23 protein-coding genes are annotated in these 23,838 nt (G+C 73.1%); 2 read left to right on the top strand and 21 right to left on the bottom strand.

Annotated elements, in window-relative coordinates; all coding sequences use genetic code 11:
- Positions 1 to 35: 35 nt before the first annotated feature.
- From ACFU74_RS11850 to ACFU74_RS11750, 21 genes are all read right to left on the bottom strand, one after another.
- Positions 36 to 2,555 carry an ATP-dependent Clp protease ATP-binding subunit gene (locus tag ACFU74_RS11850; RefSeq protein ID WP_380755331.1) on the bottom strand — a complete coding sequence of 840 codons (2,520 nt, stop codon included), beginning with the start codon at positions 2,553 to 2,555 and terminating at the stop codon, positions 36 to 38.
- Between the two features lie 585 nt (positions 2,556 to 3,140).
- Positions 3,141 to 3,491: an Lsr2 family protein gene (locus ACFU74_RS11845; protein ID WP_344339286.1), complete on the bottom strand. Its 351-nt coding sequence runs from the start codon at positions 3,489 to 3,491 to the stop codon at positions 3,141 to 3,143.
- Between the two features lie 92 nt (positions 3,492 to 3,583).
- Positions 3,584 to 4,120, bottom strand: coding sequence for an amino-acid N-acetyltransferase (locus ACFU74_RS11840; protein ID WP_380755328.1), 537 nt, complete (start codon positions 4,118 to 4,120; stop codon positions 3,584 to 3,586).
- 9 nt (positions 4,121 to 4,129) lie between these two features.
- Positions 4,130 to 4,567 carry a BlaI/MecI/CopY family transcriptional regulator gene (locus ACFU74_RS11835; RefSeq protein ID WP_380755327.1) on the bottom strand — a complete coding sequence of 146 codons (438 nt, stop codon included), beginning with the start codon at positions 4,565 to 4,567 and terminating at the stop codon, positions 4,130 to 4,132.
- 119 nt (positions 4,568 to 4,686) lie between these two features.
- Entirely contained in the window at positions 4,687 to 4,809 is a 123-nt protein-coding gene (locus tag ACFU74_RS11830) for a hypothetical protein (RefSeq protein ID WP_256463529.1), read from the bottom strand.
- A 4-nt stretch (positions 4,810 to 4,813) separates the two neighbouring features.
- Entirely contained in the window at positions 4,814 to 6,370 is a 1,557-nt protein-coding gene (gene lysX, locus ACFU74_RS11825; RefSeq protein ID WP_380755325.1) for a bifunctional lysylphosphatidylglycerol synthetase/lysine--tRNA ligase LysX, read from the bottom strand.
- A 144-nt stretch (positions 6,371 to 6,514) separates the two neighbouring features.
- Positions 6,515 to 7,288 carry a hypothetical protein gene (locus ACFU74_RS11820; RefSeq protein ID WP_380755324.1) on the bottom strand — a complete coding sequence of 258 codons (774 nt, stop codon included), beginning with the start codon at positions 7,286 to 7,288 and terminating at the stop codon, positions 6,515 to 6,517.
- A 130-nt stretch (positions 7,289 to 7,418) separates the two neighbouring features.
- Positions 7,419 to 8,654, bottom strand: coding sequence for an ABC transporter permease (locus ACFU74_RS11815; RefSeq protein ID WP_380755323.1), 1,236 nt, complete (start codon positions 8,652 to 8,654; stop codon positions 7,419 to 7,421).
- Complete coding sequence (locus ACFU74_RS11810; protein ID WP_380755321.1) at positions 8,651 to 9,385, bottom strand: ABC transporter ATP-binding protein; 735 nt, start codon at positions 9,383 to 9,385, stop codon at positions 8,651 to 8,653. Before ACFU74_RS11810 ends, ACFU74_RS11815 begins: the two co-directional genes overlap by 4 nt.
- Positions 9,382 to 11,097 carry a peptidoglycan-binding protein gene (locus ACFU74_RS11805; RefSeq protein WP_380755319.1) on the bottom strand — a complete coding sequence of 572 codons (1,716 nt, stop codon included), beginning with the start codon at positions 11,095 to 11,097 and terminating at the stop codon, positions 9,382 to 9,384. The genes ACFU74_RS11810 and ACFU74_RS11805 overlap by 4 nt, the downstream gene beginning before the upstream one ends.
- 278 nt (positions 11,098 to 11,375) lie before the next feature.
- Positions 11,376 to 12,371 carry a hypothetical protein gene (locus ACFU74_RS11800; protein WP_380755317.1) on the bottom strand — a complete coding sequence of 332 codons (996 nt, stop codon included), beginning with the start codon at positions 12,369 to 12,371 and terminating at the stop codon, positions 11,376 to 11,378.
- Between the two features lie 69 nt (positions 12,372 to 12,440).
- Complete coding sequence (locus ACFU74_RS11795) at positions 12,441 to 12,860, bottom strand: peptidase inhibitor family I36 protein (RefSeq protein ID WP_380755315.1); 420 nt, start codon at positions 12,858 to 12,860, stop codon at positions 12,441 to 12,443.
- A gap of 145 nt (positions 12,861 to 13,005) precedes the next feature.
- Positions 13,006 to 13,287 carry a LuxR C-terminal-related transcriptional regulator gene (locus ACFU74_RS11790; protein WP_380755313.1) on the bottom strand — a complete coding sequence of 94 codons (282 nt, stop codon included), beginning with the start codon at positions 13,285 to 13,287 and terminating at the stop codon, positions 13,006 to 13,008.
- A gap of 175 nt (positions 13,288 to 13,462) precedes the next feature.
- Complete coding sequence (locus ACFU74_RS11785) at positions 13,463 to 14,257, bottom strand: type III pantothenate kinase (RefSeq protein ID WP_380755311.1); 795 nt, start codon at positions 14,255 to 14,257, stop codon at positions 13,463 to 13,465.
- Between the two features lie 80 nt (positions 14,258 to 14,337).
- Positions 14,338 to 15,330: a carboxylating nicotinate-nucleotide diphosphorylase gene (nadC, locus tag ACFU74_RS11780; RefSeq protein WP_380755309.1), complete on the bottom strand. Its 993-nt coding sequence runs from the start codon at positions 15,328 to 15,330 to the stop codon at positions 14,338 to 14,340.
- 4 nt (positions 15,331 to 15,334) lie between these two features.
- The gene (locus tag ACFU74_RS11775; protein WP_380755307.1) at positions 15,335 to 17,011 is read right to left on the bottom strand and encodes an L-aspartate oxidase; all 1,677 of its coding nucleotides are present in this window, start codon (positions 17,009 to 17,011) and stop codon (positions 15,335 to 15,337) included.
- A 14-nt stretch (positions 17,012 to 17,025) separates the two neighbouring features.
- On the bottom strand, positions 17,026 to 17,475 hold the full coding sequence (panD, locus tag ACFU74_RS11770; RefSeq protein ID WP_380755305.1) for an aspartate 1-decarboxylase: 450 nt from the start codon (positions 17,473 to 17,475) through the stop codon (positions 17,026 to 17,028).
- A 64-nt stretch (positions 17,476 to 17,539) separates the two neighbouring features.
- Complete coding sequence (panC, locus tag ACFU74_RS11765; protein WP_380755303.1) at positions 17,540 to 18,445, bottom strand: pantoate--beta-alanine ligase; 906 nt, start codon at positions 18,443 to 18,445, stop codon at positions 17,540 to 17,542.
- Positions 18,445 to 19,380 carry a Rossmann-like and DUF2520 domain-containing protein gene (locus ACFU74_RS11760; RefSeq protein WP_380755301.1) on the bottom strand — a complete coding sequence of 312 codons (936 nt, stop codon included), beginning with the start codon at positions 19,378 to 19,380 and terminating at the stop codon, positions 18,445 to 18,447. Before ACFU74_RS11760 ends, panC begins: the two co-directional genes overlap by 1 nt.
- A gap of 106 nt (positions 19,381 to 19,486) precedes the next feature.
- Positions 19,487 to 20,179, bottom strand: a complete 693-nt coding sequence (locus ACFU74_RS11755) for a response regulator (protein WP_380755299.1) — start codon at positions 20,177 to 20,179, stop codon at positions 19,487 to 19,489.
- Positions 20,180 to 20,239: 60 nt separating this feature from the next.
- A complete protein-coding gene (locus ACFU74_RS11750; RefSeq protein ID WP_380755337.1) occupies positions 20,240 to 21,436 on the bottom strand; it encodes a sensor histidine kinase in 1,197 nt (398 codons plus the stop codon).
- 175 nt (positions 21,437 to 21,611) lie between these two features.
- On the opposite strand from ACFU74_RS11750, the gene ACFU74_RS11745 reads away from it, so the two are divergent.
- A complete protein-coding gene (locus ACFU74_RS11745) occupies positions 21,612 to 22,667 on the top strand; it encodes an SAM-dependent methyltransferase (RefSeq protein ID WP_380755297.1) in 1,056 nt (351 codons plus the stop codon).
- Entirely contained in the window at positions 22,664 to 23,833 is a 1,170-nt protein-coding gene (locus tag ACFU74_RS11740) for an NADH-quinone oxidoreductase subunit D (protein WP_380755295.1), read from the top strand. The genes ACFU74_RS11745 and ACFU74_RS11740 overlap by 4 nt, the downstream gene beginning before the upstream one ends.
- Positions 23,834 to 23,838: the final 5 nt, after the last annotated feature.

Genomic DNA, 23,838 nt, shown 5'->3' with positions numbered 1-23,838 from the left:
GGCCCAAACCGTTTGCTGTTATCTGTTAAATGTTGCTACTTCGTCAGGTCCGGACCCGGCGAGGCGACGGCGGCCGGAGTGTCCGCGACCGCGGACTTCTCCTCGCCGCGGAAGGTGAACTTCGCGTCCTTGCCCTCGCCCTCGACACCGACGACCACGATGTGGCCGGCCCGCAGCTCGCCGAAGAGGATCTTCTCGGAGAGGTGGTCCTCGATGTCGCGCTGGATGGTCCGGCGCAGCGGCCGGGCGCCCAGGATCGGGTCGTAGCCGCGCTTGGCCAGCAGCTTCTTGGCCTCGACGCTGAGCTCCAGGCCCATGTCCTTGTCCTTGAGCCGCTCGTCCACCTTGTCGATCATGAGGTCGACGATCTGGATGATGTCGTCCTCGGACAGCTGGTGGAAGACGACGATGTCGTCGACGCGGTTCAGGAACTCGGGGCGGAAGTGCTGCTTGAGCTCCTCGCCGACCTTCGCCTTCATCCGCTCGTAGCCGGTCTGGGTGTCGCCCTGGGCCGCGAAGCCCAGGTTGAAGCCCTTGGAGATGTCCCGGGTGCCGAGGTTGGTCGTCATGATGATGACGGTGTTCTTGAAGTCGACCACGCGGCCCTGGGAGTCGGTCAGTCGGCCGTCCTCCAGGATCTGCAGCAGCGAGTTGAAGATGTCCGGGTGGGCCTTCTCGACCTCGTCGAAGAGGACGACGGAGAACGGCTTGCGGCGCACCTTCTCGGTGAGCTGGCCGCCCTCCTCGTAGCCGACGTAGCCGGGGGGCGAGCCGAAGAGCCGGGAGACGGTGTGCTTCTCCGAGAACTCCGACATGTCGAGGGCGATCAGCGCGTCCTCGTCGCCGAAGAGGAACTCGGCGAGCGTCTTGGACAGCTCGGTCTTACCGACGCCGGACGGGCCGGCGAAGATGAACGAGCCGCCGGGGCGCTTCGGGTCCTTGAGGCCCGCACGGGTGCGCCGGATGGCCTGGGAGAGCGCCTTGATGGCGTCCTTCTGGCCGATGACGCGCTTGTGCAGCTCGTCCTCCATGCGCAGCAGCCGGGAGGTCTCCTCCTCGGTCAGCTTGAAGACCGGGATGCCGGTGGCGGTGGCCAGGACCTCGGCGATGAGCTCCTCGTCCACCTCCGCGACGACGTCCATGTCGCCGGCCTTCCACTCCTTCTCGCGCTTGGCCTTGGCCTGGAGGAGCTGCTTCTCGTCGTCGCGCAGGGACGCGGCCTTCTCGAAGTCCTGCGCGTCGATCGCGCTCTCCTTCTCGCGGCGCACGTCGGCGATCTTCTCGTCGAACTCGCGCAGGTCCGGCGGCGCGGTCATCCGGCGGATGCGCATCCGGGAGCCGGCCTCGTCGATCAGGTCGATGGCCTTGTCCGGCAGGAAGCGGTCCGAGATGTACCGGTCGGCCAGGGTGGCGGCGGCGACCAGGGCGGCGTCCGTGATGGAGACCCGGTGGTGGGCCTCGTAGCGGTCGCGCAGGCCCTTGAGGATCTCGATGGTGTGCGGCAGCGACGGCTCGGCGACCTGGATCGGCTGGAAGCGGCGCTCCAGCGCGGCGTCCTTCTCCAGGTGCTTGCGGTACTCGTCGAGCGTGGTGGCACCGATGGTCTGCAGCTCGCCGCGGGCCAGCATCGGCTTGAGGATCGAGGCCGCGTCGATGGCGCCCTCGGCGGCGCCCGCGCCGACCAGGGTGTGCAGCTCGTCGATGAACAGGATGATGTCGCCGCGGGTGCGGATCTCCTTGAGGACCTTCTTCAGGCGCTCCTCGAAGTCACCGCGGTAGCGGGAGCCGGCCACCAGGGCGCCCAGGTCCAGCGTGTAGAGCTGCTTGTCCTTGAGCGTCTCCGGGACCTCGCCCTTGACGATCGCCTGGGCCAGGCCCTCGACGACGGCGGTCTTGCCGACGCCGGGCTCACCGATCAGCACCGGGTTGTTCTTGGTGCGGCGGGACAGCACCTGCATGACCCGCTCGATCTCCTTCTCGCGCCCGATGACCGGGTCGAGCTTGGCCTCGCGGGCGGCCTGGGTGAGGTTGCGGCCGAACTGGTCGAGGACCAGCGAGGTCGATGGGGTGCCCTCGGCGGGCCCGCCGGCCGTGGCCGACTCCTTGCCGCCCGGGGTCTGGTAGCCGGAGAGCAGCTGGATGACCTGCTGGCGGACCCGGTTGAGGTCGGCGCCCAGCTTCACCAGGACCTGGGCGGCGACGCCCTCGCCCTCGCGGATCAGGCCGAGCAGGATGTGCTCGGTGCCGATGTAGTTGTGGCCGAGCTGCAGGGCCTCCCGGAGCGACAGCTCCAGGACCTTCTTCGCCCGGGGGGTGAAGGGGATGTGACCGGACGGGGCCTGCTGGCCCTGGCCGATGATCTCCTCGACCTGCTGGCGAACGGCCTCAAGAGAAATCCCGAGGCTCTCCAGGGCCTTAGCGGCGACACCCTCACCCTCGTGGATCAGACCCAGGAGGATGTGCTCGGTGCCGATGTAGTTGTGGTTGAGCATCCGGGCTTCTTCCTGAGCCAGGACGACAACCCGCCGCGCGCGGTCGGTGAACCTCTCGAACATCGTTTATCGCTCCTCAGAGCGGTCGGGCAGTTCGGGGTCCGTCCCCGCCCTGTCCTTCCGCATGCTAGTCCCGCTCAGCGGCGCGGCCCACGGATTCACTCCCTCGAAGGGGAGCGAGATGCTGCGCGACCAGCCGACACCAATCCCAACCCGATGCTGGAAGACGGTGTTCCCGCCCGCGGGCCGGATGCACCGGATACCGCTACGCCATCGGCGAACAACCTCCGCCGCGACGCTGCCGGCGGGTGTCCGACCGGTCACGCGTCCTGCCCCGGGCGGAGTCACGGACCCCGTCCCTCTGCATTCATACCCGGTATCGGGGTGGTTCTCGCGCAGTTTCCGCGGTGGCGGTGTTCGCCTGGCGAGAAGTCGGGCCGCCGCTGACGGTGGATCAGCCGCGGCGGGGCCGGTGCGCCGTTCCGGTGCGTCCGCGTCGCCGCTTCGCCCTTACAGCGTTGCACAGGCCGTGACGGTGTGCGCCGCGGGGCGCGGAGGGGACCCCTCCGCGCCCCGCGCGCGTGTCGCGGACGCCTCAAGCGCCGCCCGGGACCCCGCACCCGTCCGGACGGCCGGGCGTCGCCCGCTTCAGGACGCGTTGGCCTTCTCGTAGGCCTCGCGCACGTTGCTGGGAACGCGGCCGCGGTCGTTGACCTCCAGGCCCTGCTCCTTGGCCCACGCGCGGATCTTGGCGGTGTCCGGGACGCTGCCGGACGGACGCGGGGCGGAGCCGCGGCCGGCGCGGCGGGTGCCGGCGAGGCGGCCGCTCTGCTTGCGCCCCTTCTCCACGTACGGCGCCAGCAGACCGCGGAGCTTGTCCGCGTTGGCGCTCTTCAGGTCGATCTCGTAGGCAACGCCGTCGAGCGCGAACGTGACCGTCTCGTCCGCCGACCCGCCGTCGAGATCGTCTTCAAGAATGACCTGCACCCTCTGTGCCACGGGCTTCCCTTTCCGCTAAACGACCCATTGCCTAAGGAAAGGAAAGCGCCTTTTCCCGGAAAACACAAACCCCTGGCCGGTCCGGGGGCGGCTCACAGGTGCAGCAGCATGCGCGAGTTGCCCAGTGTGTTGGGCTTCACCCGCTCCAGGTCGAGGAACTCGGCGACACCTTCATCGTACGAGCGGAGAAGTTCTTCATAGACATCCGTAGCGATCGCCGCCGGGTCTGTCGTACCATCATCGGTTTCCTGGAGCTCGCCGATCTCCACGAAACCGTGTTTCGCGAAGAAGGCGACCTCGAACGTCAAGCAGAAAATCCGACGGACGCCGAGCCAGCGGGCGGTCTGCAGCAGCTTCTCCAGCAGCAGGTGTCCGACCCCGTGGCCCCGGCAGGACCGGTCGACGGCGAGGGTGCGGACCTCGGCGAGGTCCTCCCAGATGACGTGCAGCGCGCCGCAGGCGACCACCGTCCCGTCGTCGTCGCGTTCCGCGACCCAGAACTCCTGCACCGATTCGAACAGTGTGACGGTGGGCTTGTCGAGCAGAATCCCGTCGCGCGCGTAGGCGTCGATGAGCCCGCGCACGGCCCGTACGTCCGTGGTCCGCGCCCGGCGGATGGTGACCTCCATGCCGGGACGTTATCGTGCCGGCCCCGAGCGGGTCTCCCCGGTATCCGGTCCGCTCTCCGGGGAATCCGGGGCGTCCGGATCGGACGGGGGCGGAGCGGCCACCCGCAAGGCGTCCCGCAGCGCCTCCCGTTGCTCCGGCGACATCAGGCCGAAGAAGTGCACCAGGGCCGCCGCGGGATTGTCGCTGGTGGCCCACGCGTCGTTCATCAGCGCCGCGGTGTACGCCTCGCGGGAGGAGACCGGTTCATATCGATAGGCCCGCCCCGCGCGCTCCCGGCGGAGCCAGCCCTTTCTGTGCAGCTTGTCCAGGACGGTCATCACCGTGGTGTAGGCGATATCGCGTTCCGACCGCAGATCCAGGAGAACCTCGCGAACCGTGACCGGTCGGTTCCACTGCCACACCCGGGTCATGATGGCGTTCTCAAGTTCGCCGAGTTGCCGGACCATAGTGCGGCCAGGATAGGGAGTGAATGGGGCAAATCTTGTGAAGTGCCGCCAAACCGGCGCGCCGCCACCCCCGGAATCCGGGAATGGCGGCGCACGGTGTTCACGGGCGGCTGACGGGGTCAGTCGACCAGATCCTCCTTGGCCTTCTGGGCCCCGCCCTGGCTGCGGATGATGGCCCGCACCAGGAAGCCGAAGCCGATCGCCATGACCAGCGGCGGGACGATCGCGCTGACGTAGTCCATCAGGTCACTCCTCCTCGGTCTTCTCCGCCGCACCGGCGGACGCCTTGGGCTCCGGCTTCACCAGCGGGAAGAGCACGGTCTCCCGGATGTTCTTGCCGGTGAGCAGCATGATCAGGCGGTCCACCCCGAGGCCGAGGCCGCCGGTGGGCGGCATCGCGTACTCCAGGGCCCGCAGGAAGTCCTCGTCGACCTGCATCGCCTCGACGTCGCCGCCGGCCGCGAGCAGGGACTGCGCGGTGAGGCGGGCGCGCTGCTCGACCGGGTCGACCAGCTCGGAGTAGGCGGTGCCGATCTCGGTGCCGAAGATCACCAGGTCCCACTTCTCGGCCACGCCCGGGACCGAGCGGTGCCGGCGGGTCAGCGGGGAGACCTCGGTCGGGTAGTCCTTGATGAAGGTCGGCCGGACGGCGTTCTCCTCCAGCAGGCGCTCCACCATCTCCAGCACGATCTGGCCGTGGCCCCACTCCTTCTCGAAGGGGATGCCGTGCTCGGCGGCCAGCTTGCGCAGCTCCTCGACGGAGGTCTCCGGGGTGACCTCGACGCCCAGGCGGGCGGAGATGCCCGGGTAGACGGCGACCTCGTCCCAGGGCTCGGCCAGGTCGATCTCGTGCTCGACGCCGTGCGGGTCCAGGCCCTTGATCACCGTGGTGCCCAGCGCGTCCCGGGCGGCGTTGACGATGGTGGCCCGGATCAGCTCGGCCTGGGTGTCGTAGTCGCCGTAGGCCTCGTAGGACTCCAGCGAGGTGAACTCCGGGTTGTGGGTGGAGTCCGCGCCCTCGTTGCGGAAGTTGCGGTTGATCTCGAAGACCTTCTCCGCGCCGCCGACCACCAGCCGCTTGAGGTACAGCTCGGGGGCGATCCGCATGTAGAGGTCGATGTCGTAGGCGTTGATGTGCGTCTTGAACGGCCGTGCGTTGGCTCCGCCGTGCACCGGCTGCAGCATCGGGGTCTCGACCTCGATGTAGCCGCGCTCCTCGTAGGTGCGGCGGATCGAGCGGACCACCCTGGAGCGCAGGTGGAGGATCTCGCGGGCCTCGGGGTTGACGATCAGGTCGACGTACCGCTGGCGGACCCGGGCCTCCGGGTCGGTCAGGCCCTTGTGCTTGTCAGGCAGCGGGCGCAGGCACTTGGAGGTGAGCTCCCAGCGGTCCACCATCACCGACAGCTCGCCGCGCCGGGAGGTGATCACCTCGCCCTCGACGCCGACCTGGTCGCCGAGGTCGATGTCGGACTTCCAGGCCGCCAGCCGCTCCTCGCCCAGCTTGTCCAGGGAGAGCATCACCTGGAGGTCGCCGGAGCCGTCGCGCAGGGTGGCGAAGCACAGCTTGCCGCCGGTGCGGGAGAGGATCACCCGGCCGGTGATGCCGGTCCGCTCGCCGGTCGCGGTGTCCGGGGCGAGGTCCGGGTGCTTGGCCCGGAGGTCGGCGATGGTGCTGGTCCTGGGGAAGCCGACCGGGTAGGGGTCGACGCCGGCGGCCCGGAGCCGGTCCAGCTTCTCGCGCCGGACGCGCATCTGCTCGGGAAGGTCGTCGGTCGCGGGGATAGGGCTCTGATCGCTCACCCCACCAGGGTAGCCAGCCGCGGCCGGTGCTCCGCCACGGGATTGCCGTGCCGGGCGGTGCGGCGGGGCCGCCGGAAGCGGAACCGGGGAGGCCGCGGCGGACGGATCCGGCGCGGCCTCCCCGGGGGGCGGTGGCGGGCGGGCTCAGCCGGTTCCGGTGGCCAGCTCCACGTCCTCGGGCGCGGGCGGCGCGGGCGGGCCGGCCGGCGGCTTGGGGCGGCGGCCGAACAGCTCGGCGGGGGTGGGCATCCGGTGCGGCCGGACGGGCTTGCGGCCCTGCGGCGCGCGCGGGTCGGCGGACTGCTCGACGGGGGGCTCGGTGCTGCTCATCGGGATCCGTCCTCCAACAGGGGGGCCAACAGGGATGGGGCCGGTAAAGGCGGGGGAGGTGCTGCTCGGGGGTGCGGCGGGGCTCGGTACGGCGACGAGGTGGCGCTGGCCGGTGGTGAGGGCGAGCCGCTCGCGGACGGCGGCCTCGGCCAGCGCGTGGCAGCGCCCGGCCAGCCGGGAACGGCGGGAGCGCTCGCCCTGGCCGCAGGGCTGGCGGCTCAGTCCGCGCAGCGCGGTGAGGTCCTCGGGTCCGGGGAGGTAGCCGTCGGCCACCGCCTCCTCCAGCCGTTCCAGGTAGCCGCCGGCGCTGCCGGGCAGGGCGGCCCGGTAGCGGGCGAGGTCGGCGAGGAGGAAGGCGCGCAGCCGGCCGCCCTCCTGGACGGCCTCGTCGATTGCCTCGGTCAGGCGCAGCGCGTCCTGGACGTCCTCGGCCCACAGCGCGGCGCCGTCGGCGTGCGGCGGCAGGCCGGGGAGCTGGAGGTGGACGGGGACGGCGGGGTGCAGGGCTTGGGCGAGGGCGCGGCGCAGCACGCGGACTTCGTCGGCGCTGAAGGCCATGCCGCCGCGCGATCCGTGTGGCGTAGGCATGGGCTGACACTACGTGAGGAATATCCGATTTGTCGGTAACGTCGCGCCGACGCCCCACGTTTGCCCCGGGAACGTCCTGCGGGCGGGCCGCCGGGGCCCGCCCGCAGGACGGCAGGGGTCGGTGCCGGGGTCAGCGCCGCAGGGCCTCCGCGGGCTGGATCCGGGCCGCCCGCCAGGCCGGGTAGACCCCGGCCAGCAGCCCGGTGAGCAGGCCGATCACCGGTGCGGCGGCCACCGTCGCCGGGTCGACCACCGGCGTCCACTCCCGGGCCAGCGCCACGCCGAGCACCGTCAGCACCCCCAGCGAGGTGCCGACCAGGCCGCCGATCAGCCCCAGCGAGGCCGATTCGGAGAGGAACTGGCCGGTGATGTGGCGGCCGCGGGCGCCCAGCGCCCGGCGCAGGCCGATCTCGCCGGTCCGCTCCAGGACGGCGACCAGGGTCGTGTTGGCGATGCCGACCGCGCCGATCACCAGGCAGATGCCGGCCAGCAGCAGGAACAGCTGGTTGAGGTCGGAGGTGACGTTGGAGCGCAGGGTGCGCGGGTCCGGCGGCGGGACGGGCTTGAAGTACTCCGGGTGCGCCGGGTCCAGGGCGAGCGGGGCCTCGGCGGCGATCTGCTGGGCGGCGCCGATCCTGGTCGAGATGATCATCTTGGCCCGGTCGCGGTTCGGCTCGCCCCAGAGCCGGGCGGCGGCCCCGCGCGGCACCGTCACCGAGAGCAGCAGGTCCGGCTTGCGCTTCACGTCGTCGAGGATCCCGATCACCGTGAACGGCTTGTCGGCCAGGAAGATCGCCGGCTGGGTGTCCAGCGTGGTGATGCCCAGCCGGGACGCCAGCGCCGCGCCGATCACCGCCACCTGCCGGCCGGTGGAGTCGTGCCAGCGGTCGAAGGTGCGGCCCTGCACCAGGTGCGGCTCGGCGGCCGCGAGCACCCCGGCGGAGGCGGCCACCACCGAGACCTGCTCGCCGCCGCCCTGCCGGCCCACCGGCGCGGCCCGGACCGTCCCGGAGGCCTGGTCCACCGGCCAGTAGACGCCGGCCGCCTCGACCCCGTTCAGCCGCTCGATCCGGGCGTCGGCGTCGGCCGGGAAGGCGAGCGGCACCAGCTCCGGGCGGGTGCCGCCGATGTCCTCGACACTCACCTCGGTCGCGCTCAGCACGTTGAACCGGGAGTCGATCTGCGAGGAGGTGGTCGCGGTCAGCCCCAGGATGGCCACGAAGGTGCCCACCCCGAGGACGGTGCCCAGACCGGTCAGCGCCGAGCGGGCGGGCCGCTGGAGCACGCCGGCCAGCGCCTCGGCGAGCAGGTCGCGCAGCGGGAACCGGGAGGGCTCGACCACCCGGTCGCGGCGGGTCGGCCTCACGCCGCGGCCACCTCCTCGCGCAGCAGGCCGTCCCGGATCGCCACCGTCCGCCGGCCGCGGGCGGCCACCTGCGGGTCGTGGGTGATCAGCAGCACCGTCAGGCCCTGGGCGTGCAGTTCGTCCAGCAGGGCCAGGATCGACTCGGCGGTGACGGTGTCCAGGTTGCCGGTCGGCTCGTCGCAGAGCAGCAGCGACGGCCGGCCGACCAGGGCCCGGGCGATCGCCACCCGCTGCCGCTCGCCGCCGGACAGCCGGGTCGGCAGCGCGTCCAGCCGGTGGCCGAGGCCCACCCGGACCAGTGCCGCGCGGGCCAGCTCGCGCCGCTCGGCCGCGGCGCGCCGGCCCCGGGTGGCCGTGTAGAGCATCGCCAGGGCGACGTTCTCGGCCGCCGAGCGGTGCGGGAGGAGGTGGAAGGACTGGAAGACGAAGCCGATCCGGCGCCCGCGCAGCGCGGTGCGGTCGGCGTCCGGGAGCGTGCCGGTGTCGATCCCGTCCAGCAGGTAGTGGCCGGTGGTGGGGGCGTCCAGCAGGCCGGCGATGTTCAGGAAGGTGGACTTCCCGGAGCCGGACGGCCCGATCACGGTCACGTACTCGCCGGGGGCGACCGCCAGGTCGCACGGCTTGAGGGCGGCCACCGGCGGCGGGCCCGGGTAGGTCAGGCCGACCTGGCGGAACTCGATGACGGGGGTGGCCGGGCCGGTCGCGCCGGTGGTGTCGGGCGCTTCGCTCACTTGGCGCCCGCCCCGGTGGCGTCCTTGACGCCGACGATCACCTGGTCGCCCTCCTTGAGCGTGCCCTCGCCCAGCGGCCGGACCTCGGCGCTGCCGCCGCCGACCGTTCCCGGGGTGACCTCCACCCGGCGGCGCTGCCCGTTCTCGTACACCGTCACCACCGTCCTGCCGTCCGCCGTCGCGGAGACCGCCGACAGCGGGACGACCAGCACCGGGCCGGCCGAGGAGGCGGCCTGCACGGTCAGCCGGACGTCCTGGCCGGCCAGCCGCGGGTCCAGCGGGGCGTCCGGCTGGACCACCATCGGGTAGCCGTTCGCGGCGGCGCCCTGGGCGGGGGCCTGGTTCTGGCCGCCGCCCTGGCCGGCACCCGGCGCGGCTCCGGCCGGCTGGCCGTCGCCCGGGGTGTCGGCCACCGCGCCGACCTTGCCGGCGGCCTTGACGCCGGTCACCTCGGAGAGGATCTCCACCGTCTGCCCGGGGTGCACCAGGCCCTTGTCGGAGATGCTCAGACCGCCCTTGACCACCAGCGCCCCGGCCGAGACGGTCAGCACCTTGCCGGAGACCTCGCCGCCGATCCGGCCGGCCACCGCGTCGACCCGGGCCGGGAAGCCGGAGAGGAACAGCAGCTCGGCGGCCGGGACCATCGGGCCGCTGGAGGTCTTGGCGTCCGTCACCTTCTTCCGCAGCTTGGCGAGGTCCTCGGTGGCCCGGGTCACCTGCTTCTGGGCGGTCTCGGCGGCGGTGCGGGCGGCGTCCACCGGGCTCTCCCCGGCCGGGGCCGCCGCCGGGCCCGTGCCGCCGGTGGTGCCGGACCGGCCGGTGCCGGCCGTCGCTGCGGGGGCCGGCGCGGTGGAGGCGGGGCCGCCGGCGGGGGCGGCGGTCGGTGCGGCGCTCTGCTGGGCCTGTTGCTGCTGCGTCTGTTGCTGCTGGGCCTGTTGCTGGGCCAGCTCCTGCTGCCGGGCGGCCGCCACTGCGTCGTCGTACTGCTTCTTCGCCTGCTTCAGCGCGTCCTTGGCGTCCGCCAGCGCGCGCTCGCCGCCGGTGACCGCGTCCTGGGCGGCGGTCACCTGGGCGTCCCCGTCGGGCGTGGCGGGCATCGGGTCGTAGCCGCGCGCGGCGTAGAACTTCTTCACGGCCTCCTTGGTGCCCGTCCCGTAGGTGCCCTCGGCGTCGCCGTCCGAGCCGAACCCCAGCTCCTTCAGGGCCTGCTGGAGCTGCTTGACGTCCTGCCCGGTGGCGCCCGGCTTGAGGTCCCGGTACACCGGCAGGTCGCCGTGCAGCGCGAACACCGGTCGGCCCGCCACCTCCAGCACCGACTGCCCGGCCTGCACCTGGTCGCCGACCTTGAGCGGCAGCTTGGTCACCACCGGCTTCGCCCCCGTCGCACCGCCGCCCCCGGCCGGCGCCACGTCCACCGACTGCCCGGCGCTCACCTGGCCGCGGATCACCACGGAGTCGGTCAGCACCCGCTTCTCCACTGCCGCCGTCAGCACGTCCGGCGCCGGCGGTTCGCTGTCCGCCGCCGCCTGCGCGGGCGACTTGATCATCGTCGACGCCGCGACCCCGCCCCCGGCCAGTGCCACCGCCGCCGCCATGACCAGCACCAGCGCCCGCCGGCGCCGCCGGACCCCCCGCTCGCCGCCCACCTCGCCGCCCACCTCGTCGTCCGCCGCCGCCTCCGGCGTGACGTCCGACCCCTCGAACTCGGCCACGACCCACCCTCGTTCCGGAAATTCTTCCAACTGTCCGACCATAAAGACTGCCTGATGCTGCGTCACGACTGTCGGGCGGATCTCCCGATTCGCCCGGCCGCGGCCCTGCTCGCCTCCTGCGCCACCCGCTTCTCGGCGTCGGCGGCCTCCTTCGGCGCCCGGGCGTTCTGCTCGACGTCCAACCAGCAAGACTGCCTGACCATCCGTCATGGTTGTCGGCGAGTTCTCGACAGGGGTGATCGACATGGCGGCGCCGGTGTCCCGTGGTCGGCCACGGGTCAGGAGGCGAGGGCCTGGGCGGCGAGCTTCATCCGGTTGTCGATGTCCTGCCTGATGGCGCGCATCGCCTCGGCGTTCTGTTCGATCAGCGTGGTCTCGTAGGCGGACTCGACCGTGTACCAGATGCCCACCACGTTGTGTTCGGCCTTGCAGGTCGCGTCGGCGGTGGCGGTCTGCCGGGCCTTCTCGGAGGAGGCGCCGATGGTCTGCCACTGCGGGTCGTCGGCGGCCGCGATCGGGGTCGGGTAGTCGTAGCCCTTGGCCTTCATGCAGCCGGACCAGGCGGTGAAGGCGGCGAGCAGCCGGGAGTCGGCCAGCGACTGGTTCCAGCCGGAGTTCTTGATGTCGGAGGCGAGTTGGGCGTCCCCGCCGTTGCCGTTGGCGGTGCTGGCGCCCAGCTTGCCCAATGCCTCGCCGATGCAGCCGCCGGGCGGGATCCGCTGGCCGTTGATGTCCTGGCCGCCCTTCGGGGTCTGGCCCGGCGCCACCGCGACCGCCCCGTCCGCGCTTCCGGTGAGCGCGAGGAGGTAGGCCGGAGGCTCCGGTGCCCGTGAGGGCTTCTGGCCGTGCCGGAAGTCCTTGGCGGTGTAGCCGTACTGCGCGGTCTCCGTCGTGTCCGTGACGAAGTACCGCCACTGGGTCAGGTTCTTCTGCCGTGTTCCGGGATCGGTGGGAGCCGGTTCCGGGGCGTAGGTGAAGCCGAATCGGGTCATGCACCGGGCCGTCAGCGCGTCCCGGGCCCTGATCAGCTGCTGCTGCTGCTCGGGGGTCAGCAGATAGGCCTCGATCGGCAGCGCCTTGTCGTCGGCCTTGGCGAGGGTCGGGACGGCCGAGACCGACGGTGGCGGCACCTTGAGCCCCTGGTCCGTGGACGTGGCGGCCGGTGTGCCGGAGGAACTGCAGGCGGTGGTCAGGAGCAGCAGTGCGCCCCCGGTGAGCAGCCCGGATCGGGCCCGGGTGGAAGCGGTGGTGGCCATCTGTTCGGCGGTCTCCATGGCTGGGTGCGTGTGGTGCCGGTGCGGGCCCGGACCGGCCGGGCCCGCACCGTGCGATGAGGTGCGACGTCAGCCGACGTACTGCCAGGTGCCGGCGGCGTTGTCGTTCTTGAGAAGGGTCAGGTCCTTGAACGCGAACGGGCTGACCGACTCGTGGTTGCCGAACGGGTTGGTGCCGCTGCGCTGCCAGATGGTGATCTGGTAGGCCGGGTCACCGTTCGCCACGGAGGCGGCGCGGTTCTTGACCGCGGTGCCGGCGCCGCTGCTGCCGTACGGGCCCGAGCTGAAATAGGAGCCGGCGTAGTCGTAGACGTTGTCGCTGTGCGTGAACTGGGCGCCCAGGCCGTAGCCGGACGAGTTGTAGAAAAGGCAGGCGTTGAAGGAGGAGCAGCTACCCGTGGCGGCCGAGGCGGCCGGGGCGGTGGCGACGGCGGTGCCGAGGCCGGTGGCGAGGATCGCGGCCACGGCCGCGATGCGCTTGACGTTCACGTTGGACCCTTCGGATGGCCCGCCCATGGATCGGACGGGGGCACGAAGGAGAGAAGCTTCGGTACTTCCCCCCGAATGGCGCGCCGGGGGTCGCGGATGCGGACCCGGACCCCCGAGTGCTCCCGAATTTAGGCCTTCCTTCGCATCAAGACCATTGTCCGCAAGGACAGTCGGCCATGCGGCGGTAGAGCGCGACCATGGCCAGGCGCAGCCGCGAGTCGACCCCGAGGCGCTCCATCAGGGCGGCCACGTGGGCCTTGACGGTGCGTTCGGTGATGCCGAGGCGGTCGGCGACCTCCTGGTTGGAGAGGTCCAGCGCCAGGAGGTTCAGCACCTCTTCCTGGCGGCCGCTCAGGCTGTCGATCCGGGACGCCGACGTGCGCAGGCAGGCCAGGGCGTCATCGACGGCCGTGATGGTTCCGTGCATGTGTCTCCCCCCTCGGTCCTGCCGCTCCTAGGTGGGGAGCGGCGGGTGGCGGGGCCCCGTCCTCGGACGGTAGCACGGCGGGGGCGCCGGGGGTGATCGCGCACGGTCGCGGTGGGGGAACCGTGGGTGAATGTCCTCGTTCGCGAAGGTGTGATTCTCGTCACACTTCGCGGGCTCAGCTCGGGCGGTTGCGCTCGTAGACCAGGCGCAGGCCGATCAGGGTCAGCCAGGGCTCGTGGACGTCGATCGAGCCGGCCTCGCCGAGGACGAGCGGGGCCAGGCCGCCGGTGGCGATCACCTGGACGTCGTCCGGGTCCTTGGACAGCTCGCGGGCCATCCGGTCGACCAGGCCGTCGACCTGTCCGGCGAAGCCGTAGAGGATGCCGGACTGCATGCCCTCGACGGTGTTCTTGCCGATCACGTTGCGCGGGCGGGTCAGCTCGATCTTGCGCAGCAGGGCGCCGCGGTTGCCGAGCGCCTCGACCGAGATCTCGATGCCCGGGGCGATCGCGCCGCCGACGTAGTCGCCGCGGGCGTTGACCGCGTCGAAGGTGGTGGCGGTGCCGAAGTCGACCACGATGCACGGGCCGCCGTAGAGGTGGTTGGCGGCCAGCGCGTTGACGATGCGGTCGGCGCCGACCTCCTTGGGGTTGTCCATCAGGACGTGCACCCCCGTCTTCACCCCCGGCTCCACGATCACCGCGGGGACGTCGCCGTAGTAGCGGCGCGTCACCTCGCGGAACTCGTGGAGCACGGAGGGGACGGAGGAGCAGATCGCCAGGCCCTCGACCTTCGCGTCGGCGATCGCGGTGCGCGAGCCCTGCGAGTCCATCAGGCCGTGCAGCAGCACCGCCAGTTCGTCCGCCGTGCGGCGCGGGTCCGTGGAGATCCGCCAGGTCTCGACGACCTCCTCACCGCCGAACAGGCCGAGGGTGGTCTGGGTGTTGCCGACGTCGATGGTGAGCAGCATGGGGTGCTTTCTTCGTCGAGGACCAGCGGACGGACGGAACGGGCGGAGCGGACGAACCGGCGGAGCGGACGAACGGACGGTCAGGCGCGCAGGTCCAGGCCGATGTCCAGGATCGGCGAGGAGTGGGTCAGCGCGCCCACCGCCAGGTAGTCGACACCAGTCTGGGCGACCTCGCGCGCGGTGGCCAGGGTGAGTCCGCCGGAGGCCTCCAGCCTGGCCCGGCCGGCCACCAGGGCGACCGCCTCGGCCAGCTGCGGGACGGTGAAGTTGTCCAGCAGGATCAGGTCGGCCCCGGCCTCCAGGACCGGCGCGATCTGCTCCAGGGTGTCGACCTCGACCTCGACCGGCAGCTCCGGGTAGGCGGCCCGGACGGCCCGGAACGCCTCGGCGACGCCGCCGGCCGCGACCACGTGGTTGTCCTTGACCAGGGCCGCGTCGGACAGCGCCATCCGGTGGTTGGCGCCGCCGCCGCAGCGGACCGCGAACTTCTCCAGCGCGCGCAGGCCCGGGGTGGTCTTGCGGGTGTCGCGGACCACCGCGCCGGTGCCCTCCAGGGCGTCCGCCCAGGCGCGGGTGGCGGTGGCGATGCCGGACAGGTGGCAGAGCAGGTTGAGCGCGCTGCGCTCGGCGGTCAGCAGGTCCCGGGTGCGCGAGCGGACCGAGAGCAGCACCTGGCCGGCCTCGACCCGGTCGCCGTCCTGGACGTGCCGCTCGACCTCGAACTCCTCCTCGCAGACCAGCGAGACGACCGCCTCGGCGATCCGCAGGCCGGCCACCACGCCGGCCTGGCGGGCGGTGAAGTCGGCGGTGGCGACGGCGTCGGCCGGAACGGTCGCCACCGAGGTGACGTCCTCGCCGCCGGCCAGGTCCTCGGCCAGCGCCAGGGTGGCGATGTCCTCGACCTCGACCGGGTCGAGGCCGGCCTCCTCCAGCAGCTCGGCGAGCTGCGGGTCCAGGCCGGTCTCGTAGCCCTCGCCGTCCCCGCAGGCGCAGCCGTCGCCGCAGCCGCCGGCCAGCGGGAGCTCCTCGTGCTCGTGCTCGTGCAGGTGGGTCACGTCGGTCGCGTCGGTCATGGTGTTACTGCTCCTCGGGGGTGCTGACGGGGCCGCCGGAGGCGGTGAGGGTGGTGATCAGGTGGCGGCGCCAGTGCGCGTCGTCGCGCTCCGGGAAGTCCTCGCGCCAGTGGCAGCCGCGGGTCTCCTCGCGCTGTCCGGCGGCGGTGACCAGCGCGTCGGCGACCAGCAGCAGGTTGGCGGCCTCCCAGGTCTCCACCCGGGGGTCGGCCGGCTTCTGCTCGGCGGCGTCGGTGCGGGCGTGCTCGGCGAGCAGCGCCAGTCCGCGCGCGGTGTCGGCCATCGACGCGGCCGAGCGCAGGACGCCCGCCCCGCGCGACATCAGCCGCTGGATCTCGGCCCGCGCCTCGGGCGCGGGCAGCGGCACCGGGCGGGCGTCGCGGGCGGCGCGCGCGTCGACGGTGCGTGCGGGCAGGTCGCCGGCCGCGTGCCGGCCGGCCAGGTCGGCGGCGATCCGCTCGGCGAAGACCAGGCCCTCCAGCAGCGAGTTGGAGGCCAGCCGGTTGGCGCCGTGCACCCCGGTGCAGGCGACCTCGCCGCAGGCGTACAGGCCGGGGACGGAGGTGCGGCCGTGGTCGTCGGTGCGCACTCCGCCGGAGGCGTAGTGCGCGGCCGGGGCGATCGGGACCGGCTCGGTGACCGGGTCGATGCCGTGGGCGCGGCAGGACGCCAGGATGGTCGGGAACCGCCGCTCCCACATCTCGGCGCCGAAGTGCCGCCCGTCCAGGTACATGTGGTCGGTGCCCCGCAGCTCCATCCGGCGGGTGATCGCCTTGGCGACGATGTCGCGCGGGGCCAGTTCGGCCAGCTCGTGCTGCCCGGTCATGAACCGGACGCCGTCCGCGTCGACCAGGTGGGCGCCCTCGCCGCGGACGGCCTCGGAGATCAGCGGCTGCTGGCCGTGCGCCTCCGGGCCGAGGAAGAGCACGGTGGGGTGGAACTGGACGAACTCCAGGTCGGTGACCTCGGCGCCGGCCCGCAGCGCGAGTGCCACGCCGTCGCCGGTGGAGACCGCCGGGTTGGTGGTGGCCGAGAAGACCTGGCCCATGCCGCCGGTGGCGAGCACCACCGCGCGGGCGCGGACGGCGCCGACGCCGTCCCGCCGGCCCTCGCCCATGACGTGCAGGGTCAGCCCGGCGGCGTGCCCGTCGGCGTCGGTGAGCAGGTCGAGGACCAGGGCGTGCTCGATGAGCTCCACCTCGGGGTCCTGCCGGACGGCCTCGACCAGGGCCCGGGATATCTCGGCGCCGGTGGCGTCCCCGCCGGCGTGCGCGATCCGGTTGCGGTGGTGGCCGCCCTCCCGGGTGAGCAGGACCGCGCCGTCCTCGCCGCGGTCGAAGGCGGCGCCGACCGCGATCAGTCGGCGGACCGCGTCCGGGCCCTCGGTGACCAGCGCGCGGACGGCGTCCTCGTCGCAGAGCCCGACGCCGGCCACCAGGGTGTCGGCCAGGTGCTGCTCGGGGGTGTCGCCCTCGCCCAGGGCGGCCGCGATGCCGCCCTGGGCCCAGCGGGTCGAGCCGTCGTCCAGCATCGCCTTGGTGACCACCATGGCCCGCAGGCCGGCCTTGCGGACGTTCAGGGCGACGGTGAGCCCGGCCACGCCGGAGCCGACCACGACGACGTCGGTGTCGGTGGTCCAGCCCGGCGCGGGGGCGGTGAGGCGGTGCGTGACGGCGGACATGACGTGGTGGCTCCTTAGCGCGCGGCGGCGTCGACGGCGCCGCTGCCGCCACGGTACGCCGCGTCCCCGCGCAGCAGTCCGCTGCCCTCCCCGGCCTCGGCCGGGTCCCCGCCCGTGCCGGTGATCCGGTTGTGCTCGTCGACGAAGACGACCTTGGGGACGTAGCCCTTGGCCTCGGCGGTGTCCATCTGCCCGTAGGCGATCAGGATGACGAGGTCGCCGGGGTGGACCAGGCGGGCGGCGGCGCCGTTGATGCCGATGACGCCGGTGCCGCGCGGGCCGGGGATGGTGTACGTCTCCAGCCGGGCGCCGTTGTTGATGTCGACGATGTGGACCAGCTCGCCGGGGAGCAGGTCGGCGGCGTCGAGCAGGTCCTCGTCCACCGTGACGGAGCCGACGTAGTGCAGGTCGGCCTGGGTCACGGTGGCCCGGTGGATCTTGGACTTGAGCATGGTGCGGAGCATTGCGGGTCACGCCTCCTGTGAGTGCATGCCTAGGGGGACTGCTTTTCGGAGGTACCGGGCGGTACTACCGGACGATGATGCGGACGTTGTCGATCAGGCGGGTCGCGCCCACCTTCGCGGCGACGGCCAGCACCGCCTCGCCCTGGAAGTCGTCCGGCGCCTCGGTGAAGTCGTGCGGATCGATCAGGGCGAGGTAGTCGAGGTCCACGCCCTCGGCGGCGGCCAGCGCGGCCGAGGCGGCCTCGCGCACGGCCTTCGGGCCCTGCGCGGCCGCGTCCCGGCCGGCGAACAGCGCCTCGGACAGGGCGAGGGCGCGGGTGCGCTCCTCCGCGGAGAGGTAGCGGTTGCGGGAGGAGAGCGCCAGGCCGTCCTCCTCGCGGACGGTCGGCACGCCGACCACCTCGACGTCGAAGTCGAGGTCGGCCACCATCCGGCGGACGACCGCCAGCTGCTGGGCGTCCTTCTCGCCGAAGAAGGCGAAGTCCGGGTCGGTGATGTGCAGCAGCTTGGCGACCACGGTCAGCACCCCGTCGAAGTGCCCGGGCCGGGTGGCGCCCTCGTAGCGCTCGCCCATCGGGCCCGCGGCCAGCCGCACCTGGGGCTCGCCGTTCGGGTAGACCTCGTCGACGGACGGTGCGAAGACCACGTCGGCGCCGTTGGCCTCGGCCAGCCGCACGTCCTCGTCCAGGGCGCGCGGGTAGCGCTCCAGGTCCTCGCCGGCGCCGAACTGCAGCGGGTTGACGAAGACCGAGACGGCGACCCGGCCGTCCCGGCCGACCTGCTTGCGGGCGGCGCGGATCAGCGCGGCGTGGCCCTCGTGCAGGGCGCCCATCGTCATCACGACCGCGTTGTCCACCGGCTGCTCGTCCGGCCAGAACGCCGACTCGAAGTCGTCGACGGTGTGCGTGACGACGGCCCGGTGGACCTTCGGGGCGCGCTGGGCCTTGCCCGGCTGCTTGCCGCGTGCCATTACTGCTTCTCCTCGTTCAGTACGTCCAGCAGCGCCGCCGCCGACGTCTCGTCGATCGTCCCGTGGGCCAGGGCCCGCTGGGCGGTGGCGCGGGCCATCGCCCGGTAGGCGGCCGGGATGTCCGGGGACACCGTACTGAGCTGCGCCAGGTGGCGCCGCACGGTGCCGGCGTCGCCCCGGGCGACCGGGCCGGTGAGGGCCGCGTCGCCGGAGCGCAGCGAGTTGTCGAGCGCGGCGCCGAGCAGCGGGCCGAGCATCCGGCCGGGCTCGGCGACGCCCGCCGAGCGCAGCAGCTCCATCGCCTGCGCGACCAGCGTGACCAGGTGGTTGGCGCCGTGCGCGAGGGCGGTGTGGTAGCGCGGGCGGACGTCCTCGGGCACCCACTCGGGCTCGCCGCCCATCTCCACCACCAGCGCCTCGGCGACCGGGCGCAGCTCGTCGGGGGCGGTCACCCCGAACGGGCAGCCGGCCAGCCGGGCCAGGTCGACGGAGGTGCCGGTGAAGGTCATCGCGGGGTGCAGTGCGAGCGGCAGCGCGCCGGCCCGGGTGGCCGGCTCCAGCACGGCCACGCCGTGCGCGCCGGAGGTGTGCACCAGCAGCTGGCCGGGGCGGACGGCACCGGTCGCGGCGAGGCCGGCGACCAGGTCGGCCAGCGCGTCGTCGGGGACGGTGAGCAGCACCAGGTCGGCGGCGGCCAGCACCTGCGGCGGGGTGACGACCCGCACGCCCGGCAGCAGCGTCTCGGCGCGGCGCCGGGAGGCGGCGGAGACCCCGGAGGCGGCGACCACCTTGTGGCCGGCCAGCTGGAGGGCGGCGCCGAGGGCCGGGCCGACCCGGCCGGTGCCGACCACGCCGACGGCGAGCCGCGCGGGGCGGTTGCCGGGGTCGGCCGGGTCGTCGAGTGGGGCCAGATCGCCGTAGTCGGACAGACTCACGCACCCGCCTTCGTCCAGGGGTCCCGTTCCGGTCCACTCGGGGGTACCGGACGTACCGGCCCATTCTACGGGGGCGGGAACGCGCCCCGGGCGGCCCCGGACGGGCTCAGTCGGTGGCGCCGGCGCGGATCAGGCCCGCCTCGTAGGCCAGGACCACCGCCTGGACCCGGTCGCGCAGGCTGAGCTTGGCGAGGATCCGTCCGACGTGGGTCTTCACGGTGGCCTCGGAGAGCACCAGCCGGGCCGCGATCTCCCCGTTCGACAGGCCCTGCGCGACCAGCAGGAACACCTCGCGCTCGCGCTCGGTGAGCGGGCCGAGGGTGTCCGCGCGGCCGGGGCCGCTCTGCGGGGTGGGCAGCACCTCGGCGAACCGGTCGATCATGCGGCGGGTGGTGGTCGGCGCGACCACCGCGTCCCCGCCGTGCACGGCGCGGATCGCGGCCACCAGCTCGGTCGGCGGCACGTCCTTGAGCAGGAAGCCGCTGGCGCCGGCCTTGAGCGCGGCGAAGGCGTACTCGTCGAGGTCGAAGGTGGTGAGGATGAGCACGTGCGGGGCGTCCGGCAGCGGGGCGCCGTCCTCGGCCAGGCAGATCCGCCGGGTGGCCTGCACGCCGTCCAGCCGCGGCATCCGGACGTCCATCAGGATCACGTCCACCGCGGTGTGCCGGAGCTTCTCCAGGGCCTGGGCACCGTCCCCGGCCTCGGCGGCGATCTCGATGTCGCCCTGCGACTGCAGGATCATCCGGAATCCGGTACGCAGCAGCTCCTGGTCGTCGACCAGCATCACGCGGATGGTCAAGGGTGGCTCCTAGCTCCTCGGGGGAACGGCGGGGGTCGGTGGGCGGCGTCGTCGGCCGGGTCAGTGGGCCGCCTTGAGCGGCAGCACGGCGCGGATCCGGAAGCCGCCGCCGGGCCGCGGCCCGACGTCGAGGCTGCCGCTGACCATGCCGACCCGCTCGCGCATGCCGATCAGGCCGTGGCCCTGGCCGTCGGTGCCGCCGGCGGCCAGCTCCTCGTCGGTGCTGCCGCGGCCGTCGTCCTCGACCAGCACGGCCAGCTCGCGCTCGCCGAAGTCGACCGCGACCCGGGCGTGCACATCGGGGCCGCCGTGCTTGCGGACGTTGGTCAGCGCCTCCTGGACGATCCGGTAGACCGTCAGCTCGACGCCGCGCGGCAGCTCGCGCGGGTCGCCCGAGGTCGCGAAGTCCACCTGGAGGCCGGCCGTGCGGACCTGGTCCAGCAGATCCGGCAGCTCCTCGACGCCCGGCTGCGGCACGTACTCCTCGCCCTTGGTGTCGGCGGTGCGCAGCACGCCGAGCAGCCGGCGCATCTCGACCAGCGCCTGCCGGCCGGTGGAGGCGATGGTGCCCAGCGCCTCCTTGGCCTGCTGGGGCGAGTTGTCCAGCACGTACGCGGCACCGTCCGCCTGGACGATCATCACCGAGACGTTGTGCGCGACCACGTCGTGCAGTTCGCGGGCGATCCGGGCCCGCTCGGCGGCGACGGCCACCTTGGCCTGGGCGTCGCGCTCGCGCTCCAGCCGGGCCGCGCGGTCCTCCAGCTCCACCAGGTAGGCCCGGCGGACCCGGGTGAGCCGCCCCCACGCCCAGCAGAGGATGAACGGGGTGGTCATCATGCCCCCGAAGAACAGCGCCTCGGGGATGGAGTACTCGACGTAGCTGATGTCGCCGTCGGGCATCCGGGTGGCCTTCTCCGGATCGATCCGCCAGAACACCAGCGGCCCGGCCAGCAGTCCGCCGGCCAGCGCCGCCCGGGACGTCCACCGCCCGCCGAACGCGGCGCCCGTGTAGGCGAACACCAGATAGGCGATGCTGGAGAGCGCCGGGTTGACGTCGAGGGCCACCTGGGCGAGGCCGACCAGGATCGCGGCGGCCACCGTCAGGTCGGGGAACCGCCGCCGGAACACCATCAGCAGCGGCAGCAGGACGGCGACGACGAAGCCGACCACCGCGCGCCAGCCGGTGTTGCCGCTGCCCTCCTCCGGCAGGATGCCGAGGACGAGCACCAGCGCGGCCCAGGCGGAGTCGACCACCATGGGGTGTCGGCGGAGCCACGCGTTGAGTCGATGCACGGGTCAAGCGTAGGCAGGTGCGCCGTGCCCCAAGGTCCGCCGGGAGGGCGATCCGTCCTACTCCCTAGGTCGGAGAGCGTGACGTACCGATGCCGTACGGATTGGGCGGGTACGGACCGGGTGTGTAGCGTCCCGCCCCATGACCTGGATGCGGTGGGCGCCCGCCACGGAGCGCGCCCTCTACGGACCCGACGGAGGCTTCTACCGCAGGCCGGAGGGCCCCGCCGGGCACTTCCGCACCTCGGTGCACGCCTCGCCGCTGTTCGCCCGGGCGGTCGCCCGGCTGCTCCTGGAGGTGGACGCGGCGCTCGGCCGTCCGGAGGAGCTGGCGTTCGTGGACGTCGGGGCCGGGCGGGGCGAACTGGTGGCCGGGGTGCTGGCGGAGCTGCCGGAGGCGGTGGGCGGGCGGCTGCGGGTGTACGCGGTGGAGCTCGCCGAGCGGCCGCCGCTGCCGCCCGCCGCTCCGTCCACAGGCCTGTGGACGGAGGAGCGCCGGGCCGGGGTGGTGTGGACGGACGAGGTGCCGCGCGGCGTCACCGGGCTGCTGTTCGCCAACGAGTGGCTGGACAACGTGCCGCTGGACACCGGTGAGGTCGGCGAGGACGGGCGGCTGCGCTACCTGGAGGTGGACACCGGGACCGGCGAGGAGCGGCTCGGCGCCCCGGTCGACGCCGCCGACGCGGCCTGGGCCGCCCGCTGGTGGCCGGCCGAACACCCCGGCGACTTCGCCGAGTTCGGCACCCCCCGGGACGCCGCCTGGGCGCACGCGGTGGCCGGCCTGGACCGCGGCCTCGCCGTCGCCGCCGACTACGGGCACACCGCCGCCCGCCGCCCGCCGTTCCCCACCCGCACCGGCTTCCGGGACGGCCGCGAGGTGGCCCCGGTGCCCGACGGCTCCTGCGACGTCACCGCGCACGTGGCGCTGGACGCCGTCGCCGTCCCCGGCCTCCACAGCCTGTGGACGACGCAGCGCGAGGCGCTGCGGGCGCTCGGCGTCAGCGGCGCCCGGCCCGCGCTCGCCCTCGCGTCCACCGACCCGGCCGCCTACCTGCGGGCCCTCGGCGGCGCCGGCGAGGGGGCGGAGCTCACCGACCCGGCCGGTCTCGGCGCGTTCGGCTGGCTCGCGCAGACCGTCCGCATGCCGGTACCGCCGAGCCTGGAGGCGCTGCCGGGATGGCAGACTCTCATCCCATGAGGGAGACCACGGTCGGCATCGGGGCGGGAGCCGAGAACTTCACGGGCGAGGCGGGCGCCACCGACATGGTGCTCAACATCGGTCCGCAGCACCCGGCCACCCACGGCGTGCTGCGCCTGCGGCTGGTGCTGGACGGCGAGCGCATCGTCACCGCCGAGCCGGTGATCGGCTACATGCACCGGGGTGCCGAGAAGCTGTTCGAGGCCCGGGACTACCGGCAGATCATCATGCTGGCCAACCGGCACGACTGGCTCTCGGCCTTCTCCAACGAGCTGGGCGTGGTGCTCGGCGTCGAGCGGATGCTCGGCATGGAGGTGCCCGAGCGCGCGGTGTGGCTCCGCACCCTGCTCGCCGAGCTGAACCGCGTCCTCAACCACCTGATGTTCCTCGGCTCCTACCCGCTGGAGCTGGGCGGGATCACCCCGATCTTCCACGCCTTCTCCGGCCGCGAGGACCTCCAGCACGTGCTGGAGGAGGCCTCCGGCGGCCGGATGCACTACATGTTCAACCGGGTCGGCGGCCTCAAGGAGGACCTCCCGGCCGGCTGGCTCGGCCGGGTCCGCACCGCGGTCGGCGTCGTCCGCTCCCAGCTGCCGGTCTTCGAGGAGTTGGTGCTGGGCAACGAGATCTTCCGCGCCCGCACCGCCGGCGTCGGCGTCCTCACCAGGGCGCAGGCCGAGGCGTACGGCGTCAGCGGCCCGATCGCCCGGGCCAGCGGCCTGGACCTCGACCTGCGCCGCGACGAGCCCTACCTCGCCTACGGCAGCGAGGAACTGCGGCGGGTGCTGACCGTGGTCACCCGTGAGGAGGGCGACTGCCTGGCCCGCTTCGAGTGCCTGCTGGAGCAGACGGTCAACGCGCTGGACCTCGCCGACGCCTGCCTGGACAAGCTGGCCGAGCTCGCGCCCGGGCCGGTCAACCTGCGGCTGCCCAAGGTGCTCAAGGCCCCCGAGGGCAGCACCTACGCCTGGACCGAGAACCCGCTCGGCGTCAACGGCTACTACCTGGTGTCGCGCGGCGACAAGACGCCGTGGCGGCTCAAGCTGCGCTCGGCGTCGTTCAACAACATCCAGGCGCTCACCGAGCTGCTGCCCGGGACGCTGGTGGCGGACATGGTGGCGATCCTGGGCTCGATGTTCTTCGTCGTCGGCGACATCGACAAGTGAGCCGA

The sequence above is a fragment of the Kitasatospora sp. NPDC057500 genome (assembly GCF_042802195.1).
Lineage (GTDB): Bacteria > Actinomycetota > Actinomycetes > Streptomycetales > Streptomycetaceae > Kitasatospora.
Note: the sequence above shows the minus strand (reverse complement) of the source record. Positions and strands in the feature narration are given on the sequence as shown.